The sequence below is a fragment of the Saccharopolyspora kobensis genome (genome assembly GCF_900108315.1).
GTDB lineage: Bacteria > Actinomycetota > Actinomycetes > Mycobacteriales > Pseudonocardiaceae > Saccharopolyspora > Saccharopolyspora kobensis.
The window spans coordinates 1,446,445-1,463,756 of record NZ_FNVB01000002.1; the positions used below are offsets into that span (position 1 = coordinate 1,446,445).

Here is a 17,312-nt window from a genome sequence, read left to right on the forward strand (position 1 = left end):
ATAGAGCCCAATATTGCTGCTGATCACCCTTGCTCAACCGGGCGATTCCGATCAGCGCCCCAGCGGGTCGCCATGCGATCTCCAATGCCGAGAAGCACTATCGGGCAATCACTTCCGCGCCGAAAGGAGCCGGTCATGACGCTTTCCGACCCCCGCACCGCTCAGCAGCGCTTCGACTCCTTCTTGCCGGACCACGACGAGCTCCACCTCCCCTCCCAGGACCGCACCGAGCCCGACTTCGACGACCTCGACGAGAGCCACCTGATCCGCGGCTACGACTGAGATTCCCGTTCCGGGAAGCCTCCACGCGGCGAACGGCTCCGTGACGTCACGGCCACGGAGTCCCCGCGAAAACCCGTTGATGAATCGCCGGAGCCGCTGCTACTTTCCCGAAGGCCGTGCCGGAGAACGAGGAGGTGGTACCCGTGAACACATCGACATGGGTGCTTCCCTCCGGGGTCACGGTCGGGCGATAGGTCGTCCGGGAGCGCCGTCAAGAGCACTCCCGAAAGGCACGACCATGCGATTCACCTCCGAGCAGCGCCTCGACGACGGCGTCCTCGAACGCGAATTCACCCTCGGCGAGATCCCCGGAATCCTCTGGACGCCCGCATCCGCACCGGCGCCGCTGATCCTCCTCGGCCACCCCGGCGGACTGCCCCGGATGTACCCCCGACTCGCGGCCCGGGCCCGCCGCTGCGCGGCGGAAGGCTTCGCCACGGCCACCATCGAACTGCCCGGAAGCGGTGACCGGCGCCGCTCCACCACCGCAGAGCAGGCCCGCAGCGACCTGCGCCGAGCGCTGCGAGCCGGCGAACCGGTCGACGAGGAGATCGTGGACCGGCTCATCCTCCCGCTGGTCGACGAGGCGGCCCCGGAATGGCAGGCCGCCCTCGACGCCCTCCTCCCGCTTCCCGAAATCGGCGGCCCCGTCGGATATTCGGGAGGAGTGATCTCCATCGGTATCCGGCTGGCGGTGGTCGAACCGCGCATCACGGCCGCCGTGCTGTTCGCCGGGAGCGTCGTGCCCCGCACCGCGTTCCAGGAAGCCCGCCAGATCACCATCCCGCTGCACGTCCTGCTGCAGTGGGACGACGAGGGCAACGACCGGCAGTCGGCCCTGGACCTCTTCCACGCCCTCGGCTCCGCGGAGAAGACGCTGCACGCCAACATGGGCGGGCACACCGGTGTCCCGCAGTTCGCCGAGGACGCCGCGACCCAGTTCTTCACCCGGCATCTCAAGTGAGGACAGGATCCCCATTTGAGAGTTCTACCGACGATTATCGGCTTTGCTCGGAAAAAGTCTCAAAAAGCACTTCAACGATAAAGTTGAAGGCATGAGCACTGGGCCGACCGAAGCCGACATCATCCAGCACACCAGCAGCCTGCCCGGCGTCGTAGCGGAAACGGCCGACGAAGCCAGCGGCGCCCCCGAACTCGCCTGGGGCGACACCTTCTTCCACTACGACCCGGACGGCCGCGACCCCGCCGACCGACCCTTCCCCTTCGCCACCATCGTCACCAAGGACTACGGCACCTTCGACGCCGAATCCCACCTCGACCGCCCCGGCGTCTACCGCCTCAACATCAACGTCGGCCGCACCGAGTTCGAGCGGCTCACCGGCCACAGCCCTGCCGCGCACCCCGCCCACCACCACGAGTTCGACTACACCGCACTCGACGAAGTCCTCCCCCACCCCGTCTACGCGACCCAGTCCTGGATCTCGATCCTCAACCCCGGGCAGCGCACCGCAGGCCAAGCCCTGGAGCTGATCACCCGAGCCCACGCCCGCGCCGCCCGCCGCCACCGCTGACACGGGCTGCGGCCGGCCACCACGGCCGGCCGCAGCCCCACCCGGTCACACCTCCCGCGCCAGCAACTCCCGAAGCGCCCCATCGATGAACGCGGTGTCCACCGGATTCATCCCGGCACCCGCGAAATGCCCCCACGCGCCGGGGATCACCCGCAACTCCGCCCCGGGTATCCGCGCGACCTCCCACTCGTTGTCCTCCGGCGGGAAGTACAGATCCTGCTGAGCGGGCACGATCACCGACGCCGCCCGGATCCCCGCCAGCGCCGACTCGATCCCCGACCACCCCGGAGTCGCCCCGAGATCGGCGTTCTGCCAGGTCCACAACATCGCCAGCAGGTTGTTCGCATCCCGCTTGAGGAACAACGCCTCCCAGAACCCCACCAGGAAGTCCTCCAGGCTCCCGTAGTCCAGCGGCGCCGACTCGTAAGCCCGCTGCCGGTAGAACTCCTGGCTGAAGCCCCACCCCGCGTACACCCGGGCCATCGCCCGCAACCCCGTCGTGGGCTGCGACTCGTACCAGCCGTTGCGCCACTGCGCATCAGCGGTCAGCGCCGCCTTCACGCCCTCCAGGAACACGATGTTGTGCACGCTGGTCTTCGCCGCACCGCAGAACGGCAGGATGCGCCGGACCACCTCCGGATAGCTCAACGCCCACTGGTAGGTCTGCCCCGCCCCCATCGACCACCCGGTCACCAGCTCCAGCCGCTCGATCCCGAACCGCTCGGTGATCAACCGGTGCTGCAACCGGACGTTGTCGTACATCGTCACGTGCGGGAACCGGGCCCGGTCGTGCGGCGCGGGCGTGTTGCTCGGCGACGACGAAAGCCCGTTGCCCAGCATGTTCGGCACGATGATGAAGTACCGCGAGGGATCCAGCGCCATGCCCTCGCCGATCAGCCACTCGTTGTCGTAGTGCTGCCCCGAGTACCAGGTCGGGTACACGATCGCATTGGACCTGTCCGCGTTGAGCTCGCCGTAGGTCTGGTACGCCAGCTTGGCCGCCCGCAGCGTGGCACCGCCCTGCAACCGGACATCCCCGAGTTCGAACACTTCGTAGTCCATGGCAACCCTCCGACCCGCGCGGTTCTTCGACGACGAGCCGCCGCCGTCCGCCAAGTCTGGGCCGGACCGGACGCGGGTACCACCGCCGGACGGCAGCGGCGGTACCCGCCGGACCTCACTGCACCAGCAGGTCCTCGATCGTGATCGGGATGTGGCGCACCCGCACACCCGTGGCGTTGTAGACCGCGTTGGCCACCGCCGCCGCCACGCCGACCGTGCCGATCTCGCCCAGCCCCTTCGACCCGACCGCGTTGTGCAACGTGTCCGGATACCGCACGAACTCCACATCCGCCTCCGGGATGTCGGCGTTCACCGGCACCAGGTACCCGGCCAGATCACCGTTGGCAGGCCGCCCGCTGCCCTCGAATTCCAGCGCCTCGTGCAACGCCGCCGACACACCCCAGATCATCCCGCCCAAGGCCTGGCTGCGCGCCGCCTTCTCGTTGATGATCCGGCCGCAGTCGAACACCCCGAGCATCCGCGACAACCGCGTCTCGCGCGTCCACTTGTGCACGCGCACCTCGCAGAACTGCGCCCCGAACGAGCTGAACGAGTGCTTCGTCAGCTCCTCGCCCGGCGCCGACGAACCGGTCGCCGAAACCGACTCGCGGCCAACCGCCCGCAGCACCTCGCCGAAGCTCATCGACCGGCCGTCCTCGGCCAGCACCCGGCCGTCCTCGTAGGACAGCTCCGCCCCCGCCAACGGCCCACCCGGAGCCGACGCCAAGGCCAGCAGCGCATCGATCACCTCGACCGCCGCGACCATCACCGCCGACCCCGCGCTCGCCGTCGCCGTCGAACCACCCGACATACCGCCCGACGGGAACGCCGAATCACCCAACCGCGGCGTGATCCGCTCCACCGGAACAGCCAGCGATTCCGCGCCCACCAGCGCGAGCACCGTCAGCAGCCCGGTGCCCGGATCCGCACCGCTGGTCGAGATCACCACCGTCTCGTCCTCGCGCAAGGTGATCTCGACGGTCGCCGGGAACCGCAACGCCGGGAACATCGCCGTGGCCACTCCCATGCCCACCAGCCAATCCCCGTCCTCACGACCGCCCGGCGAGCGCTGCGCCCACCCGAACCGCTGCGCACCGACCTGGAAGCACTCGTCGAGGTGCTTGCTCGACCACTGCAGGTCCTTGCCCGGCGGCGCGATCGAACTGTTCCGGCGGCGCAGCTCGATCGGATCCATGCCCAGCGCCACCGCCAGCTCGTCGATCGCGCTCTCCAGCGCGAACGACCCCGGCGCCTCGCCCGGCGCCCGCATGAACGTCGTCGGCGGAACGTTCAACGGCACGATCCGCTGGCTCAGCGCCAAGTTCTGCGTCGCGTACCACTCCCGCGACGTGCCGTGCGAAGTCGGCTCCACGAACGAGCGGTCCGCCGCCGTGGCGCACCACGAATCGTGCCGCACCGCGATCAACGTGCCGTCCTCGGCAGCCCCGAGAGCGATCTTCTGCACCGTGGCCGCACGACCCGCCGTCGCGGTGAACACCTGCTCCCGCGTCAGCGCCGCCTTGACCGGCCGCCCCAGCACCCTGGCCGCCGCCGCGGCGAGGAAAGCCGGCGCCGAAGTGCGCGCCTTGCCGCCGAAAGCACCACCCACGAACGGGTTGAGCGCGCGCACCGACGCGCCATCGACCCCCAGCGCACTGGCCAGCTCCGCCGCCTGCAGGTCCGACCCCTGATTCCCGCTGTACACGGTCAGCGCGCCCGACTCCCACACCGCGACCGCCGAGTGCGGCTCCATCGCGGCGTGGTTCTGCGTCGCGGTGCGGTAGGTCTGCTCCACCACCACGCTGCTCGCCGCCAGCGCCTCCTCGATGGACTCCACGCCCTCGGCCAGCACCGCGAGGTCCTCGGTGCCCGGCGCCTCCTCGGCCGTGGCCAGCCCGTCCTCCAGCGACGTCAGCGCAGGCCGCGCGCGGTAGCCGACCTCCACCAGCATCGCCGCATCCCGCGCCTGCTCGAAGGTCTCGGCCACCACGAACCCGATCGGCTGGCCGTAGTAGGCCACCTCCCGGTCCTGCAGCGGAACCCAGGTCTCGCCGAACAGCGCGGACCGCGCCGTGCTCAACTCCAGCCGGTCGAACGGCGTGTACACCCCGAGAACGCCCGGCGCGCCCTTGGCCGCCGTGACGTCCATGGTCTCGATCTCGCCGTGCGCGATGGTGCTCAGCACGAGGTACCCGTAGGCCATGCCCGGGAAGTTGTGATCGGCCCCGTACTTGGCCTGCCCGGTGACTTTCAGCGGGCCATCAAGCCGACTGGTCACAGCCTGCTCCCTTCGGTCAGTTCGAGCAGAGCGCGGACGACGGTCCGCTCCAGCAGCGGCACCTTGAAACCGTTGCCGGACAGCGGCCGAGCGCCCTCAGCGGCCACCGACGCCGCGTCCACGAAGGACTCCTCGGCCACCGGCTTGCCGCGCAGCGCGTCCTCCACCGCGGGCAACCGCCACGGCACCGACGCCACACCGCCCACCGCGATCCGCGCATCGACGACGCGCGAATCCCGCACGTCCAGCGCCACCGCGGCCGAGCACAGCGCGAACTCGTAGGACTGCCGGTCCCGCACCTTGACGTAGGTCGACCGCGACGCCCAGTCCAGCCTCGGCACCACGACCTCGCTGATCAGCTCGCCAGGCCGCAACACCGTCTCCACCTCCGGGGTGTCCCCCGGCTGCCGGTAGAAGTCGGCCAGCCGCACCGCGCGGCTCCCGTCGGCGCTGACCAGCCGCACCTCCGCATCGAGCGCGACCAGCGCCACCGCCAGATCGCTGGCGTGCGTCGCCACGCACGAATCGCTGGTGCCCAGCACGGCGTGCATCCGGTTCGCCCCCGACACCGCCGGACACCCGCTCCCGGGCTCCCGGCGATTGCACGGCATCGCGACGTCGCGGAAGTACGAGCACCGCGTGCGCTGCATCAGGTTCCCGCCGATGCTGGCCATGTTGCGCAACTGCTGGGACGCGCTCAGCAGCAGCGCCCGGGAGATCACCGGCGGCACGTCCGGGTGCGCCGCGACGTCGCTCATCCGCTCCAGCGCACCGATCCGCAGCCCATCCGCGGTGTCGATGCCGCGCAGCGGCAGCTGGTTGATGTCCACGACCTGCTGCGGGGTCAGGACGTTGAGCTTCATCAGGTCGACGAGCGTGGTCCCGCCCGCCAGGAACGCACCCGGTTCGGCCAGCGCGGCCTCGACGGTCGCGGGAGCAGTCAGATCAAAGGGACGCATCGGACCGCCTCGCCTGGTCGATCGCCGCGACGATGTTCGGGTAGGCCGAACAGCGGCAGAGGTTGCCGGACATGAACTCGCGGACGTCGTCGACGTCCTGCTCGACCGCCGCGACGGCCGACATGATCTGCCCGGAGGTGCAGAAACCGCACTGCAGGGCGTCCTGGTCGACGAACGCCTGCTGGACCGGGTGCAGCCGGCCGTCCTCGGCCAGGCCTTCCACGGTGGTGACCGGTTGCTTGACGGTGGCCGCGAGGGTGAGGCACGAGAGCACGGGCCGGCCTCCGACGTGCACCGTGCACGCGCCGCACTGCCCCCGGTCGCAGCCCTTCTTCGGGCCGGTCACGCCGAGCTGCTCGCGGAGCGCGTCCAGGAGCGTCACTCCGGGATCGACGCTGAGCCGCTCGGTCGTGCCGTTGATGTCGATGGAGATGTCCACTGGTTCCCTTTCCCGCGGACCGCCCGCAGGACGTCCGCGGCGGCGTGGGTCGTTCGTGGTGGGAGGAAACGCGAAGAGCGGAGCCGGGCCGGAACCGCCCGGCTGCGGAACCGACGCTAGCGGATATTTATCCGGTAGGCAAACATCTCAATTGAAGCTTGCCGGAGCCCGGCCGGGCCGTGCACTACATTTTCCACCGGAGACCGCGGCAATCCGGGAGGGACGATGACGACGGGCTCGGTCAGCCCCCGGCGCGCGGACACCCGCCGCAACCACGAGCGCATCCTCACCGCTGCCGCCACCGCGCTGGCCGGCTCCGGCGAGATCTCGTTCAACGCCATCGCCAAGCAGGCCGGCGTGGGCGTCGGCACGGTGTACCGGCACTTCCCCAACCCGGAAGCGCTCGTCATCGCCGTCTACCGGCGCGAGCTGCAGCACCTCGTCGACGTCGTGCCGGAACTGCTCGCCCAGCACTCCCCCGACCTGGCCTTCCGGACCTGGACGGCCGATCACCTGGTCCGCTACATGATGACCAAGCGAGGCCTGGCCAAGGCCCTCGGCGCCGCCGCGTCCTCGCACGGCGAGATGCTGGCGAAGGCCCACGAAGCCATGACCGGCGCGGTCACCACCCTGCTGGAGGCCAACATCCAGGCCGGAACCGTGCGCCCCGACCTCGAACCCGAGACCCTCATCCGCGGCCTGGGCGGGCTTTTCTTCCTCGACCCGAGCAGCGACTGGCGCGCTCCCACCGAGAAGCTCATCGACCTGCTGTGGCGAGGCATGAGCGCGGGCGACCCACCGCCGTCGGCCTGACCTCCCGCCGTTGCGATGCTTTTTGCGCGGTTTTGCCCGCAGGTTTTGTTTCGATCAACACTGAAATGAAAGATGTAACAAAATTCCATGTTCCGCCAGCAGCCGGTGGTCGTGCCCGGAAGCTTGCGGCAACGTGACTCCATGCCTGAATTCCGCTTCGCGTACAACATCTTCGAGCTGGGATCCGCCGAGGACTTCGCCGCGACCTGCCGCCGCGCGGAGCAGCACGGGTACGACACCGCGTTCGCCGCCGACCACCTCGGGATCGCCGCCCCCTTCCCCACCCTCGTCGCCGCGGCCCAGGCCACCGAACGGCTCCGCGTCGGAACCCTGGTGCTCAACGCGCCCTTCTGGAATCCCGCGCTGCTGGCCCGCGACATCGCCACCACCGACCTGCTCAGCGGCGGCCGCCTGGAGGTCGGGCTCGGCGCAGGGCACATGAAGTGGGAGTTCGACGAGGCCGACATCGAGTGGGAGCCGTTCGGCCGCCGGGCGGACCGGCTCGAAGCGCTGATCGCCGAGCTGAGCGAGCTGTTCGCAGCCGATGGCTACGCCCAGCAGGCGGCGCTCCGCGAGCACTTCGGCGTCACCGCGCTGCGCCCCGTCCAGCGCACCGGCTTCGGCGGGTACGGGCCGCCGCTGATCGTCGGCGGCACCGGTGACCGGATCCTGCGGATCGCCGCGGCGACCGCGGACATCATCGGCATCGCAGGAGCCTTCCAGGTGCCCGGGCAACCGCCCGGCACCCTGCGCATCGGCACCGCCGACGAAGCCGACGAACGGATCCGGTTCGCCCGCGAGCACGCCGGCGAACGCGCCGACCAGGTGCAGTGGCAGGCCCTGACGCAAGCCGTGGTGGTCACCGACGACCGGCGCGCCGCCGCCGAGGAGTTCCTGTCCAGGACGGGGCCGATGATGACCGCCGACGAACTCCTGGAGACGCCGTTCGTGTTCATCGGCACGGTCGAGCAGATGGCCGAGCAGGTCCTGCGCAATCACGAGCGCTACGGCTTCACCTACTACGCGGTGCACGGCCCCTACATGGACACCTTCGCCCCGGTGATCGAACGCGTCCGCGCCATCAGCGGCTAGCGCTCACCCCTCCGCTCCGCAGCCCGCAACGGGATCGCGTCGCCCCGCACGCCCACAAAAGGGACAAATCATGCGGAACCGGACGTAGCATGATCGCGTCCCAGGAGCGACAGCACGCGCCAGACCGCGCGCTGCGGAGAGGAGACCACCGGTATGGCGATCGATTTCGATCGCGACAGCGCGATGAAGATCCTCGATGCTCTCGAGGTGCTGAGCGAAGACGCCCAGGCGGGCAGTCGCTACGTCTCCGAGTACACGAGCCTCTCGCTCGGCGACCAAGGCCTGATCAACATCCTGTCCTCGGCCCACGCCGATCTGGCCACCGAGGTCAACGATCAGATGGACCACATCTACGAGTACCTGCGCACCACGTTGTCGGAGAACCTGGCGGACACGTTCGCGCTGTACGCGCGGATCGACGACGAGCAGCGCGGCGTGCTGCTCGAACTCGAGGAGTACTTCAGCGCCGAGAACAACATGGTGGAGCGACGGCGCGAGGCGGCCTCCGGCGAACCGGCGACCGGCGGCGCCGACGGGCTGTTCACCGCGCGAGAAGACCCGACCAGCCACTTCGTGGAGGTGACGCTGTCCAGCTCGGACAGCCCCGAATCCTCGTTCTCCCCCACCGGAGTGCTGGACATCTTCAGCATCACGCACTTCGTGCAGACGATCTGCAAGTTCTTCGACCGCGACCCGATCGAGTTCCTCGGCAAGAAGCTGGTCGGCGACTGGGAGTCCTTCGCCAAGTGCGCCCACGCCTTCGACAACCTGGCCAACGGCGTCCGGGCGATCGCGCAGAACCTCCGCGACCACGTCGACCAGCTCGAACAGGCCTGGCAGGGCAACGCCTACGCCGCCTGCAACTCCGCCGTGTACCAAGCCGCCAACGAAATGGTCGACGGGACCGCGGTACCGCTGGAGAGCTTGGCGGAGCACTACCGGGAAGCGGTGGAGGCGTCCTACCAGACCCACAAGGACCTCGAACCGATCATCAAGGCGCTGATCGACGCGTCGACCGGCATCGGACTGCTCAAGACCGCGGGGAAGGCGCTCAAGGAGGGCGGCGAGGTCCTCACCAAGCACGCCGACGACGCGGCGGTCCGCATCTCCGAGTTCCAAGCGACGTTGCAGGCCACGAAATCCAAGCTCAACAGCATCAGCGGGGACTTCGCCGAGTTGAAACCGACGACCACCGTGCCGTCGGTGCTCGAAGAGCTCGAACCGCACGCGCGGAACTGAGGAGGTCGCCGTGGAAGAAGCGCACGTTCTCGAACAGCGGGTGCTCGCCGCCATCGCCGAGGAGCTCAGGCACGCCGACCGCGCCGAACTCCGCGAGATCGGTGAAGCGGTGTCCTCCGGGGCTCATTCGTTCGGCGACATCGCCGCGCACCCCGGATACGCGGAGTTCATTCACGAGTGCGACGCCGAGCTGGCGGCGCTCACCGTCGAGGAGTTCTTCGCCGACGAGGACTCCCCCGCCGAGCCGGAACCGGCAGCCCCCGCCCGTGATCCGCACGAGGAGGAGGACGAACCGCCGGAATCCTTCCTGGTCTAGTGTTCGGTGCGTGGTGAACGATCAATCGCTGGCCAGCGGTCAGCGCTCGCTGGGCGACCCGGACCTCCGCTACCCGCTGTGGCCACCGCTGACCAGCGGATGTCCGGCCACCAGCACCGACACCACCGCCTATCCCGTCGAAGTCGACTACGACTACGACCGGGTGCCCGCCGAGCTCTTCCAGCAGCCGCCGGGCCCCGGACTGCAGCGGTGGGCTCCCCTGCTGCCGCCGCTGCACGCACCTGGGCTCGGGGAAGGCGGCACACCGCTGATCGAGCTGCCCGAGCACGGGGTGTTCGTCAAGGACGAGTCGCGTAATCCGACGTGGAGCCACAAGGACCGGCTCAACCGGGTCGCGGTGAGCGCGGCGGCAGGCGTCGGCGCACCGGGTGTCGTGGTCGCCTCGTCCGGCAACCACGGCGCCTCCACTGCCGCGTACGCCGCGCGGGCCGGTCTGCGCTGCATCGTGCTGGCCTCCGCCGGGATGCCGCCCGCCGTCGGCTCGTTCCTCCAGTCCTACGGTGCCGTCGTGCTGGCGGTGCCGAGCGACGCGCGGTGGCCGCTGCTGCGCCGGATCACCGCGGAAACCGGCTTCCACCCGGTCAGCAACGTCACCACGACCCACACCGGGCACGCCTTCGGCCCCGAGGGCTACAAGACCATCGCCTACGAGATCTTCGCCGAGCTCGGCGTCCCGGCAGCGCTGTTCGTCCCGACCGGGTACGGCGAGCTGCTCTTCGGCGTGTGGAAGGGATTCGCCGAGCTCGTGCGCCTCGGCCTGGCGCGCAAGGTGCCTCGCGTGTTCGCCTGCGAACCCGCGGCCGGCGGGCCGCTGGCTCGTGCCGTCGCCGAAGGCCTCCCCGCCACCTCGGTGGACGTGGGACCGACCGATGCCTACGCCATCAACTCCGCGGTGAGCGGTTACCGGGCGACCGTGGCCGTCCAGGAGAGCGCCGGGCGGGCGCTCCTGGTGGACGATGCGGAGATGGCGCTGGCCCAGCGCGACCTGGCCCGCTCCGGGCTCTGGTACGAGCTGTCCTCCGCCGCCGGGCTCGCCGGGTTCCGGCAGCTGCGCGAGGAGTTCGACGGCCCCGTGGTGTGCGTGGCGACCTCCAGCGGTTTCAAGGACATCGGTGTCGGCGACCACCGGCCCGAGGTCATCGGGCCGGACTGGGCCGTGGTGCGCCACCGGCTGCTGGAGGCCGACATCCGCTGCTGATCAGCGCCGCCACACCAGCATCGGGCCGTCCGACCGCTGCACCTCGCCCGCGACGGCGAAGCCGAGCTTGCGCGCGACGCGCTGGGACGGCTCGTTGGTCAGGTCGGTCATGATCACCACCGGCCGGTCGGTGCCCGCCAGGTCCGCCCGGTCGATCGCCGCCCTGGCCATCTCCGGGGCGTATCCCCTCCCCCAGTGGGCCGGGCTGAAGCGGTAGAACAGGTTGAGCACCGGTTCCTCGTCCGCGGTGTGGAACCGCAGACCGCCGAAGCCGATCACCGCGCCGGACTCCGGCAGCACCACCGCCCAGTACCCGATGCCGTCGCGCTCCCAGTCGACCTGCCACTGCGCCAGCATCTCCCCCGCTTCCTCGGCCGAGGGCGCGCCGGAGGGGTTGAACCGGTTGGTCTCCGGGTCGGAGAGGATCTCCACCGCGGCGGGCAGGTCGTCGTCGCGAACCCGGCGCAGGAGCAGTCGATCCGTGCGGATCTCATCAGCCTCGAACATCACGGCCGCCACCGTAGGCCGAAGGGCCGACGCTCTTCCCGCGCTGGGTTCCCGAGTCATCGATCAGCGATAGTTTCAGTTAACACTGAAGCAATCGAGATAATAGATGTGCTCGGTGCCACTCCTACGTCGGCACTGAGTGCCGCCGATCAGCGGAGCTCGCGGAGCGCATCCTCCAGCTGCTTGAGCACCACGCCCGTCGGTGCCGTGGTGCGGACAACTCCCACCACCACGTTCTCCCCCTCGCCGTTCCGCTCCACCGCGGAGCGCCGGTCCGCCAGCGCATCGGCGACGTGCTCGACCGCCTCCCGCAGCGACCGCTTGGCGTCCAGCGCTCCCCCGCTCTTGAGCCACTGGCGGAGCACGTGGTTGTGCGCGGCGACGACCGCCGCGGCCGCCACCGCGGCGCGCAGGTCGCCACCGGGCTCCCCCGCGAAGCGCTGCCGCAGGTAGCGGGCGAACACCCGCTGGTAGCGGTCGATGCTGGCGATCTCCTTGTCGCGCAACGCGGGAACCTCGCGGGTCAGCTCGAAGCGCTTGAGCGAGACCTCCGGTTCGGCCAGGTACATCTCCAGCACCACCTCGGCGGTGGATCCCAGCACCAGCAGCGGATCCGCGGCCGGGTCGGCGCCGGCGAGGCGCTCGACCACCTCGGCCAGGCGCTCGTCGTGGCCGGGGAAGACGACGTCCTCCTTGGACCGGAAGTAGCGGAAGAACGTCCGGCGGCCGACACCGGCCGCATCGGCGATCTGGTCCACAGTGGTCGCCTCGAAGCCCTGCTCGGCGAACAGTTCGAGCGCGGCGAGCGCCAGCGCGCTGCGCACCCGCCTGCGGCCATGCTCGGTTCGGCCGGAACGGGGTTTCGGCGCTGGAGCCGCTGCCTGGGACATGGCCGGAATATAGCACCGGAGCGCGTTGCTCGTGGCACTCAGTGCCGTTACGATGGCGATCGAAAGCAACGTCCGCGAACCTGCGCGGACCCGCGACGGACTCACCCCCACCGGGCACGGCGGCGGGAACGAGGAGGCACCCGGTGAACCCCGATTTCGGCACCTACCAGCTGGCCGAAGAGCACGAAGCGCTGCGCGAGGCGGTCCGCGACCTGTCCGAGAAGGAGATCGCCCCGCACGCGGCCGAGGTCGACGAGCAGGAGCGCTTCCCGCGCGAGGCGCGCGACGCGCTGGTCAAGGCCGGGTTCGCCGCGGTGCACATCCCGGAGGCCTACGACGGCCAGGGCGCGGACTCGGTCGCCACCTGCATCGTGATCGAGGAGGTCGCGCGCGTCTGCGGCTCGTCCTCGCTGATCCCGGCGGTGAACAAGCTCGGCACCATGCCGATCCTGCTGTCCGGCTCCGAGGAGCTCAAGAAGCAGGTCTTGCCGTCGATCGCCTCGGGCGAGGCGATGGCCTCCTACGCCCTGTCCGAGCGGGAGGCCGGTTCCGACGCCGCCGCGATGAAGACCCGGGCCCGGCTCGACGGCGACCACTGGGTGCTCAACGGCAGCAAGTGCTGGATCACCAACGGCGGCGAGTCCAAGTGGTACACCGTGATGGCGGTGACCGACGCGGACAAGCGCGCCAACGGCATCAGCGCGTTCGTGGTGCACGCCGACGACCCCGGTTTCGTGGTGGGGCCGAAGGAGAAGAAGCTCGGCATCAAGGGCTCGCCGACCGCGGAGCTGTACTTCGAGGACTGCACCATCCCGGCCGACCGGATCATCGGTGAGCCCGGGACCGGCTTCAAGACCGCGCTGCGCACCTTGGACCACACCCGCCCGACCATCGGCGCGCAGGCCGTGGGCATCGCGCAGGGCGCGCTGGACGCCGCGCTGGCCTACGTCAAGGAGCGCAAGCAGTTCGGCAAGGCGATCGCCGACTTCCAGGGCGTGCAGTTCATGCTCGCCGACATGGCGATGAAGGTCGAGGCCGCCCGCAACCTGGTCTACCTGGCGGCCGCCCGCGCCGAGCGCGGCGAGCCCAACCTCGGCTTCATCTCGGCGGCGGCGAAGTGCTTCGCCTCCGACGTGGCCATGGAGGTCACCACCGACGCGGTGCAGCTCTTCGGCGGCGCCGGCTACACCCGCGACTTCCCGGTCGAGCGGATGATGCGCGACGCCAAGATCACCCAGATCTACGAGGGCACCAACCAGGTCCAGCGCATGGTGATGGGCCGCGCGCTGCTCAAGGGCTGAGCCCGCGTTCGGGGGCCGGGCACCGGGCCCGGGCCCCGAACGTCGCTCGTGCAGAATGCCGGAGGTGGATCTCCTTCCGCCCCTGCGCCAGTTCACCGACGCCTTCGGGCGGAACGACGGGAACCCGGGCAGGATCGCTCTGCGCCCGCGGGCCGCGGACGTGCCCGGGTTGCCGCCCGGCCCGTTCCGCGACTACTTGGCCGCCGTCGAGATCGAGGACTCTCCGGTGATCGGCGGTTTGCTCGGTCTCCAGCTCTTCTCGCACCACGAGCTCGCGAAGGCCCAGGACGGCTGGTCCACGGTCTGGGCGAACGGGCAGCCGCAGCCGAACCCGGCGTGGCAGCAGTCCTGGATCGTCTTCGGGGACGTCAACGGCGACGCCGTCGTCGCCGATACCGGCGACCAGGCCTGTCCGGTGTTCGGGAGCGTGCAGCAGCACAACTCCCCGCTCGCGCCCGACCTCGGTACGTTCTTCGCCGCCGTCACGGCGGTGATGCGGTGGGAGGCAGCGCGAGAGCTGGACACCCACGACGAGGACTTCAACCTGCTCCCCGAGGTGCCCCTCGAGCTCTACGCCGCGTTGAGCGCTCACCTGGATCCGGTGCTCACCGACGACTTCCTCGGGTTCTTCCTGGACTGACGATGCCGCGACGCTCCGAGATGACCGCGGCCCGCGCAGCCACCAGACTGGTATGCGCGCACCTCACCGCACGAGGTCGGCGGCAGACAGGAGGCCCGTCATGCACGTGGTACGCGACTTCTTCGCCTTCATCGGGCGGCTCGGCATCGGCATCATCCTGATCGCGCACGGCTGGCAGAAGTTGGTCGACTACGGGATCGGCGCGGTCGCCGGCGGCTTCGCCGAGATGAACATCCCGCTGCCGCAGCTGGCCGCGTGGTTCACCGCGCTGGTGGAGCTGGTCGGTGGTGCGTTCTTCATCCTCGGGCTGCTGCTGCCGCTGGTCGGCATCCTGATCGCCGTCGTCATGGCGGGTGCGGTGTTCTTCGTGCACCTGCCGCACGGGCTGTTCTCGCCGGAAGGCTTCGAACTGCCGCTGGCCATCGGGGTGGCCGCGCTGGCCCTGGGCTTCAACGGCGGTCGCTGGTCCATCGACCACGGGATGTTCGGCCGCCGCCGCGCACCGGCCGAGAACGCGGCCGGCGAGGCCTGACGATCACTCCTCCTCGCGCTGCTGCTTCGCCGCGAGGTAATTGCCCGACTCGGCGTACAGGCTGGTCAGCAGCCAGGCACCCACCCCGATGTCGTCGCCGATGCCCAGCAGCGGCAGGAAGTCGGGGATGAAGTCGATCGGCGAGATCATGTAGACGACCGCGATCAGCCACAGCAGCAGCTGGTAGCGCGGGAGCACCGGATTGCGGCCCCGGGCGGTCGCCGCGAGCATCCCCGGCACCGCCCGTGCCCGGCGAACCGGACTGCCCACCGGCGTCGCGCGATGCGCGCGGACCGCCGCCAGCAGCGGCACGCGCCGGCGCACCGCGGCCGCCGCGCCGGCGATGAGCATGCCGAGCCCGGCTGCGATCAACCCGACCGGCAGCAGCCAGCCACCCGCCGCGTCCCCGCCGAACACCACCGCCACGACCACACCGGCCACCAGCAGCAGCCCACCGACCACCATCATCGCTCTTCCCCCGTTCCCGCACCGCTGCGATCAGGTTGCCACGACCCGCGCTCGTCCGGCGGAGCCGGGTGATCCGTGGCACGGTCGGCGAAAGTCGCCGAGGCTGGGGAGGACCGTGGTCGATCACGCCGAATCCCGGGTGCGCGACACCTCGCTGGCCCGCGCGAGCGCCACGATGGCCGTGGCCACCGCCACCAGCCGGGTCAGCGGGCTGCTGGCGAAGGTGCTGCTGGTCGCCGTGCTCGGCCTCGGCGTGGTCAACGACTCCTACACGGTGGCCAACACGCTGCCCACCGTGGTCAACGAGCTCCTGCTCGGCGGAGTGCTCACCAGCATCGCGGTTCCGCTGCTGGTGCGCGCGCAGCAGCGGGGCGAGCGCGAGGGCACCGAGTACGCGCGTTGGATGATCACCATGGGCGGGGTGCTGCTGCTCGTGGCCACCACGGCCGCGGTGGCCGCCGCTCCCCTGCTCACCGAGCTCTACCTCGGCCCGGACACCCGCGCGAACGCCGCCCTGACCACGGCTTTCGCCTACCTCCTGCTGCCGGGCATCGTCTGCTACGGCCTGTCCGCGCTGCTGCAGGCGATCCTCAACGTGCGCGGGGTGTTCGGCACGCCCGCCTGGGCCCCGGTGGTCAACAACCTCGTCGTGATCACCACGGTCGTGGTGTACGCGCTGGTGCCCGGCGAGATCTCCACGCACCCGGTGCGGATGGGCGAGCCGAAGCTGCTGGTGCTGGGCATCGGCACCGCGCTGGGCATCGCCGCCCAGACGCTGATCATGGTCGTGTCGCTGCGGCGCAGCGGATTCCGCTTCCGGTGGCGCTGGGGCTGGGACCGGCGGCTCTCGGAGTTCGGCGGGCTGGCCGGCTGGGTGGTGCTCTACACGCTGGTCAGCCAGGCAGGCATGGTGGTGATCACCCGCGTGACCGGCCAGGGCACCCCGGGCAGCGTCGCGACGTTCAACTACGCCTGGCTGCTGTCCCAGGTGCCCTACGGAGTGCTCGGCGTCTCGCTGCTGACCGCGCTGATGCCGCGGATCAGCAAGGCCGCGGCGGCCGAGGACACCGCCGCGTTCGTCTCCGACCTAGCGCTGGGCACCCGCATGAGCTCGGTGCTGCTGATGCCGATCAGCGCGCTGCTGGTGGTCGCGGGCGGGCCGCTGGCCGTGGCGTTCTTCTCGCTGGGTGCCAGCGATGTGGCCGCCGCCGACCGGCTCGGGTACGCCCTGGCCGCTGCCGCGATCGGCGTGGTCCCGTTCGCCATCACGATGCTCCAGCTGCGCGCGTTCTACGCGCTGCACGACGCGCGGACACCGACCTGGATCAACGTGATCATGGTCGTGGTGCGCAGCGCGCTGTGCTACCTCGTGCTGGCCACCGCCGATCCGCAGGACCTGGTCGTCGGGGTGACCGCGGCGATGTCGGCGAGCTTCGTGGTCGGTGCGGTCGCCGGGCAGATCTGGCTGCGCTGCCGGGTCGGCCGGCTGCGCACCAGGAGCACGCTCGCCGGGATCGGGCGCAGCATCGCCGCGACCGCGCTCGGATGCGCCTGCTCGATCGCGGCCGTGGCCGGCGTGCGCAGCGCGTTCGGGTCGCTCGGGACTGCCGGGGACGCCTGGATCTCGCTGGTCGTCCACACCGTCGTGGTGCTCGGCGTCAGCTTCGCCGCGCTGGCGCTCCTGCGGGCGCCGGAGCTCAAGCCCGCGGTCGACCGGCTGGCCCGGGTCTTCCGCCGCTGAGA

19 protein-coding genes are annotated in these 17,312 nt (G+C 70.3%); 12 read left to right on the top strand and 7 right to left on the bottom strand.

Annotation, left to right across the window (positions count from 1 at the left end; genetic code table 11):
- Positions 1-135: 135 nt before the first annotated feature.
- The 3 genes from C4T78_RS36300 to C4T78_RS06575 all read left to right on the top strand — a co-directional run bounded on the left by C4T78_RS36300 (position 136) and on the right by C4T78_RS06575 (position 1,814).
- Positions 136-282 (top strand): hypothetical protein, encoded by a 147-nt coding sequence (locus C4T78_RS36300; RefSeq protein WP_177247629.1) that lies wholly within the window; start codon positions 136-138, stop codon positions 280-282.
- 238 nt (positions 283-520) lie between these two features.
- Entirely contained in the window at positions 521-1,246 is a 726-nt protein-coding gene (locus tag C4T78_RS06570; protein WP_093353551.1) for a dienelactone hydrolase family protein, read from the top strand.
- A gap of 91 nt (positions 1,247-1,337) precedes the next feature.
- Positions 1,338-1,814, top strand: coding sequence for a DUF6194 family protein (locus C4T78_RS06575; protein WP_093353554.1), 477 nt, complete (start codon positions 1,338-1,340; stop codon positions 1,812-1,814).
- A 45-nt stretch (positions 1,815-1,859) separates the two neighbouring features.
- On the opposite strand, the gene C4T78_RS06580 is transcribed toward C4T78_RS06575, so the two are convergent.
- The 4 genes from C4T78_RS06580 to C4T78_RS06595 form a co-directional block, all read right to left on the bottom strand.
- Positions 1,860-2,876: an alpha/beta fold hydrolase gene (locus C4T78_RS06580; RefSeq protein WP_093353556.1), complete on the bottom strand. Its 1,017-nt coding sequence runs from the start codon at positions 2,874-2,876 to the stop codon at positions 1,860-1,862.
- 115 nt (positions 2,877-2,991) lie between these two features.
- Positions 2,992-5,154, bottom strand: a complete 2,163-nt coding sequence (locus tag C4T78_RS06585; protein WP_093353559.1) for a xanthine dehydrogenase family protein molybdopterin-binding subunit — start codon at positions 5,152-5,154, stop codon at positions 2,992-2,994.
- The gene (locus tag C4T78_RS06590; RefSeq protein WP_093353561.1) at positions 5,151-6,113 is read right to left on the bottom strand and encodes an FAD binding domain-containing protein; all 963 of its coding nucleotides are present in this window, start codon (positions 6,111-6,113) and stop codon (positions 5,151-5,153) included. Before C4T78_RS06590 ends, C4T78_RS06585 begins: the two co-directional genes overlap by 4 nt.
- Complete coding sequence (locus tag C4T78_RS06595; protein ID WP_093353564.1) at positions 6,100-6,552, bottom strand: (2Fe-2S)-binding protein; 453 nt, start codon at positions 6,550-6,552, stop codon at positions 6,100-6,102. The genes C4T78_RS06590 and C4T78_RS06595 overlap by 14 nt, the downstream gene beginning before the upstream one ends.
- A gap of 225 nt (positions 6,553-6,777) precedes the next feature.
- Here C4T78_RS06595 and C4T78_RS06600 point away from each other — a divergent pair, with 225 nt between their 5' ends.
- From C4T78_RS06600 to C4T78_RS06620, 5 genes are all read left to right on the top strand, one after another.
- Complete coding sequence (locus C4T78_RS06600) at positions 6,778-7,365, top strand: TetR/AcrR family transcriptional regulator (protein WP_093353566.1); 588 nt, start codon at positions 6,778-6,780, stop codon at positions 7,363-7,365.
- A 141-nt stretch (positions 7,366-7,506) separates the two neighbouring features.
- Positions 7,507-8,457: an LLM class F420-dependent oxidoreductase gene (locus tag C4T78_RS06605; RefSeq protein ID WP_093353841.1), complete on the top strand. Its 951-nt coding sequence runs from the start codon at positions 7,507-7,509 to the stop codon at positions 8,455-8,457.
- Between the two features lie 153 nt (positions 8,458-8,610).
- Positions 8,611-9,696, top strand: coding sequence for an imelysin family protein (locus tag C4T78_RS06610; protein WP_103908085.1), 1,086 nt, complete (start codon positions 8,611-8,613; stop codon positions 9,694-9,696).
- 10 nt (positions 9,697-9,706) lie between these two features.
- The gene (locus C4T78_RS06615) at positions 9,707-10,012 is read left to right on the top strand and encodes a hypothetical protein (RefSeq protein ID WP_103908086.1); all 306 of its coding nucleotides are present in this window, start codon (positions 9,707-9,709) and stop codon (positions 10,010-10,012) included.
- 10 nt (positions 10,013-10,022) lie between these two features.
- A complete protein-coding gene (locus C4T78_RS06620) occupies positions 10,023-11,231 on the top strand; it encodes a threonine synthase (RefSeq protein ID WP_218161599.1) in 1,209 nt (402 codons plus the stop codon).
- Here C4T78_RS06620 and C4T78_RS06625 read toward each other — a convergent pair whose 3' ends face one another.
- Both C4T78_RS06625 and C4T78_RS06630 read right to left on the bottom strand, forming a co-directional pair.
- Positions 11,232-11,738 (bottom strand): GNAT family N-acetyltransferase, encoded by a 507-nt coding sequence (locus C4T78_RS06625; RefSeq protein WP_093353846.1) that lies wholly within the window; start codon positions 11,736-11,738, stop codon positions 11,232-11,234.
- A 149-nt stretch (positions 11,739-11,887) separates the two neighbouring features.
- Positions 11,888-12,628 (bottom strand): TetR family transcriptional regulator, encoded by a 741-nt coding sequence (locus C4T78_RS06630; RefSeq protein ID WP_093353569.1) that lies wholly within the window; start codon positions 12,626-12,628, stop codon positions 11,888-11,890.
- Between the two features lie 143 nt (positions 12,629-12,771).
- Between C4T78_RS06630 and C4T78_RS06635 the strand changes: the two genes are divergently transcribed.
- The 3 genes from C4T78_RS06635 (at position 12,772) to C4T78_RS06645 (ending at position 15,101) form a co-directional block, all read left to right on the top strand.
- A complete protein-coding gene (locus C4T78_RS06635; protein ID WP_093353571.1) occupies positions 12,772-13,929 on the top strand; it encodes an acyl-CoA dehydrogenase in 1,158 nt (385 codons plus the stop codon).
- A gap of 64 nt (positions 13,930-13,993) precedes the next feature.
- Entirely contained in the window at positions 13,994-14,569 is a 576-nt protein-coding gene (locus C4T78_RS06640) for an SUKH-4 family immunity protein (RefSeq protein WP_093353574.1), read from the top strand.
- A 100-nt stretch (positions 14,570-14,669) separates the two neighbouring features.
- Positions 14,670-15,101 carry a DoxX family protein gene (locus C4T78_RS06645; protein ID WP_093353576.1) on the top strand — a complete coding sequence of 144 codons (432 nt, stop codon included), beginning with the start codon at positions 14,670-14,672 and terminating at the stop codon, positions 15,099-15,101.
- 3 nt (positions 15,102-15,104) lie between these two features.
- Here C4T78_RS06645 and C4T78_RS06650 read toward each other — a convergent pair whose 3' ends face one another.
- Positions 15,105-15,569, bottom strand: coding sequence for a YkvA family protein (locus C4T78_RS06650; RefSeq protein ID WP_093353578.1), 465 nt, complete (start codon positions 15,567-15,569; stop codon positions 15,105-15,107).
- A 115-nt stretch (positions 15,570-15,684) separates the two neighbouring features.
- Here C4T78_RS06650 and murJ point away from each other — a divergent pair, with 115 nt between their 5' ends.
- Complete coding sequence (gene murJ / locus C4T78_RS06655; protein ID WP_093353580.1) at positions 15,685-17,310, top strand: murein biosynthesis integral membrane protein MurJ; 1,626 nt, start codon at positions 15,685-15,687, stop codon at positions 17,308-17,310.
- Positions 17,311-17,312: the final 2 nt, after the last annotated feature.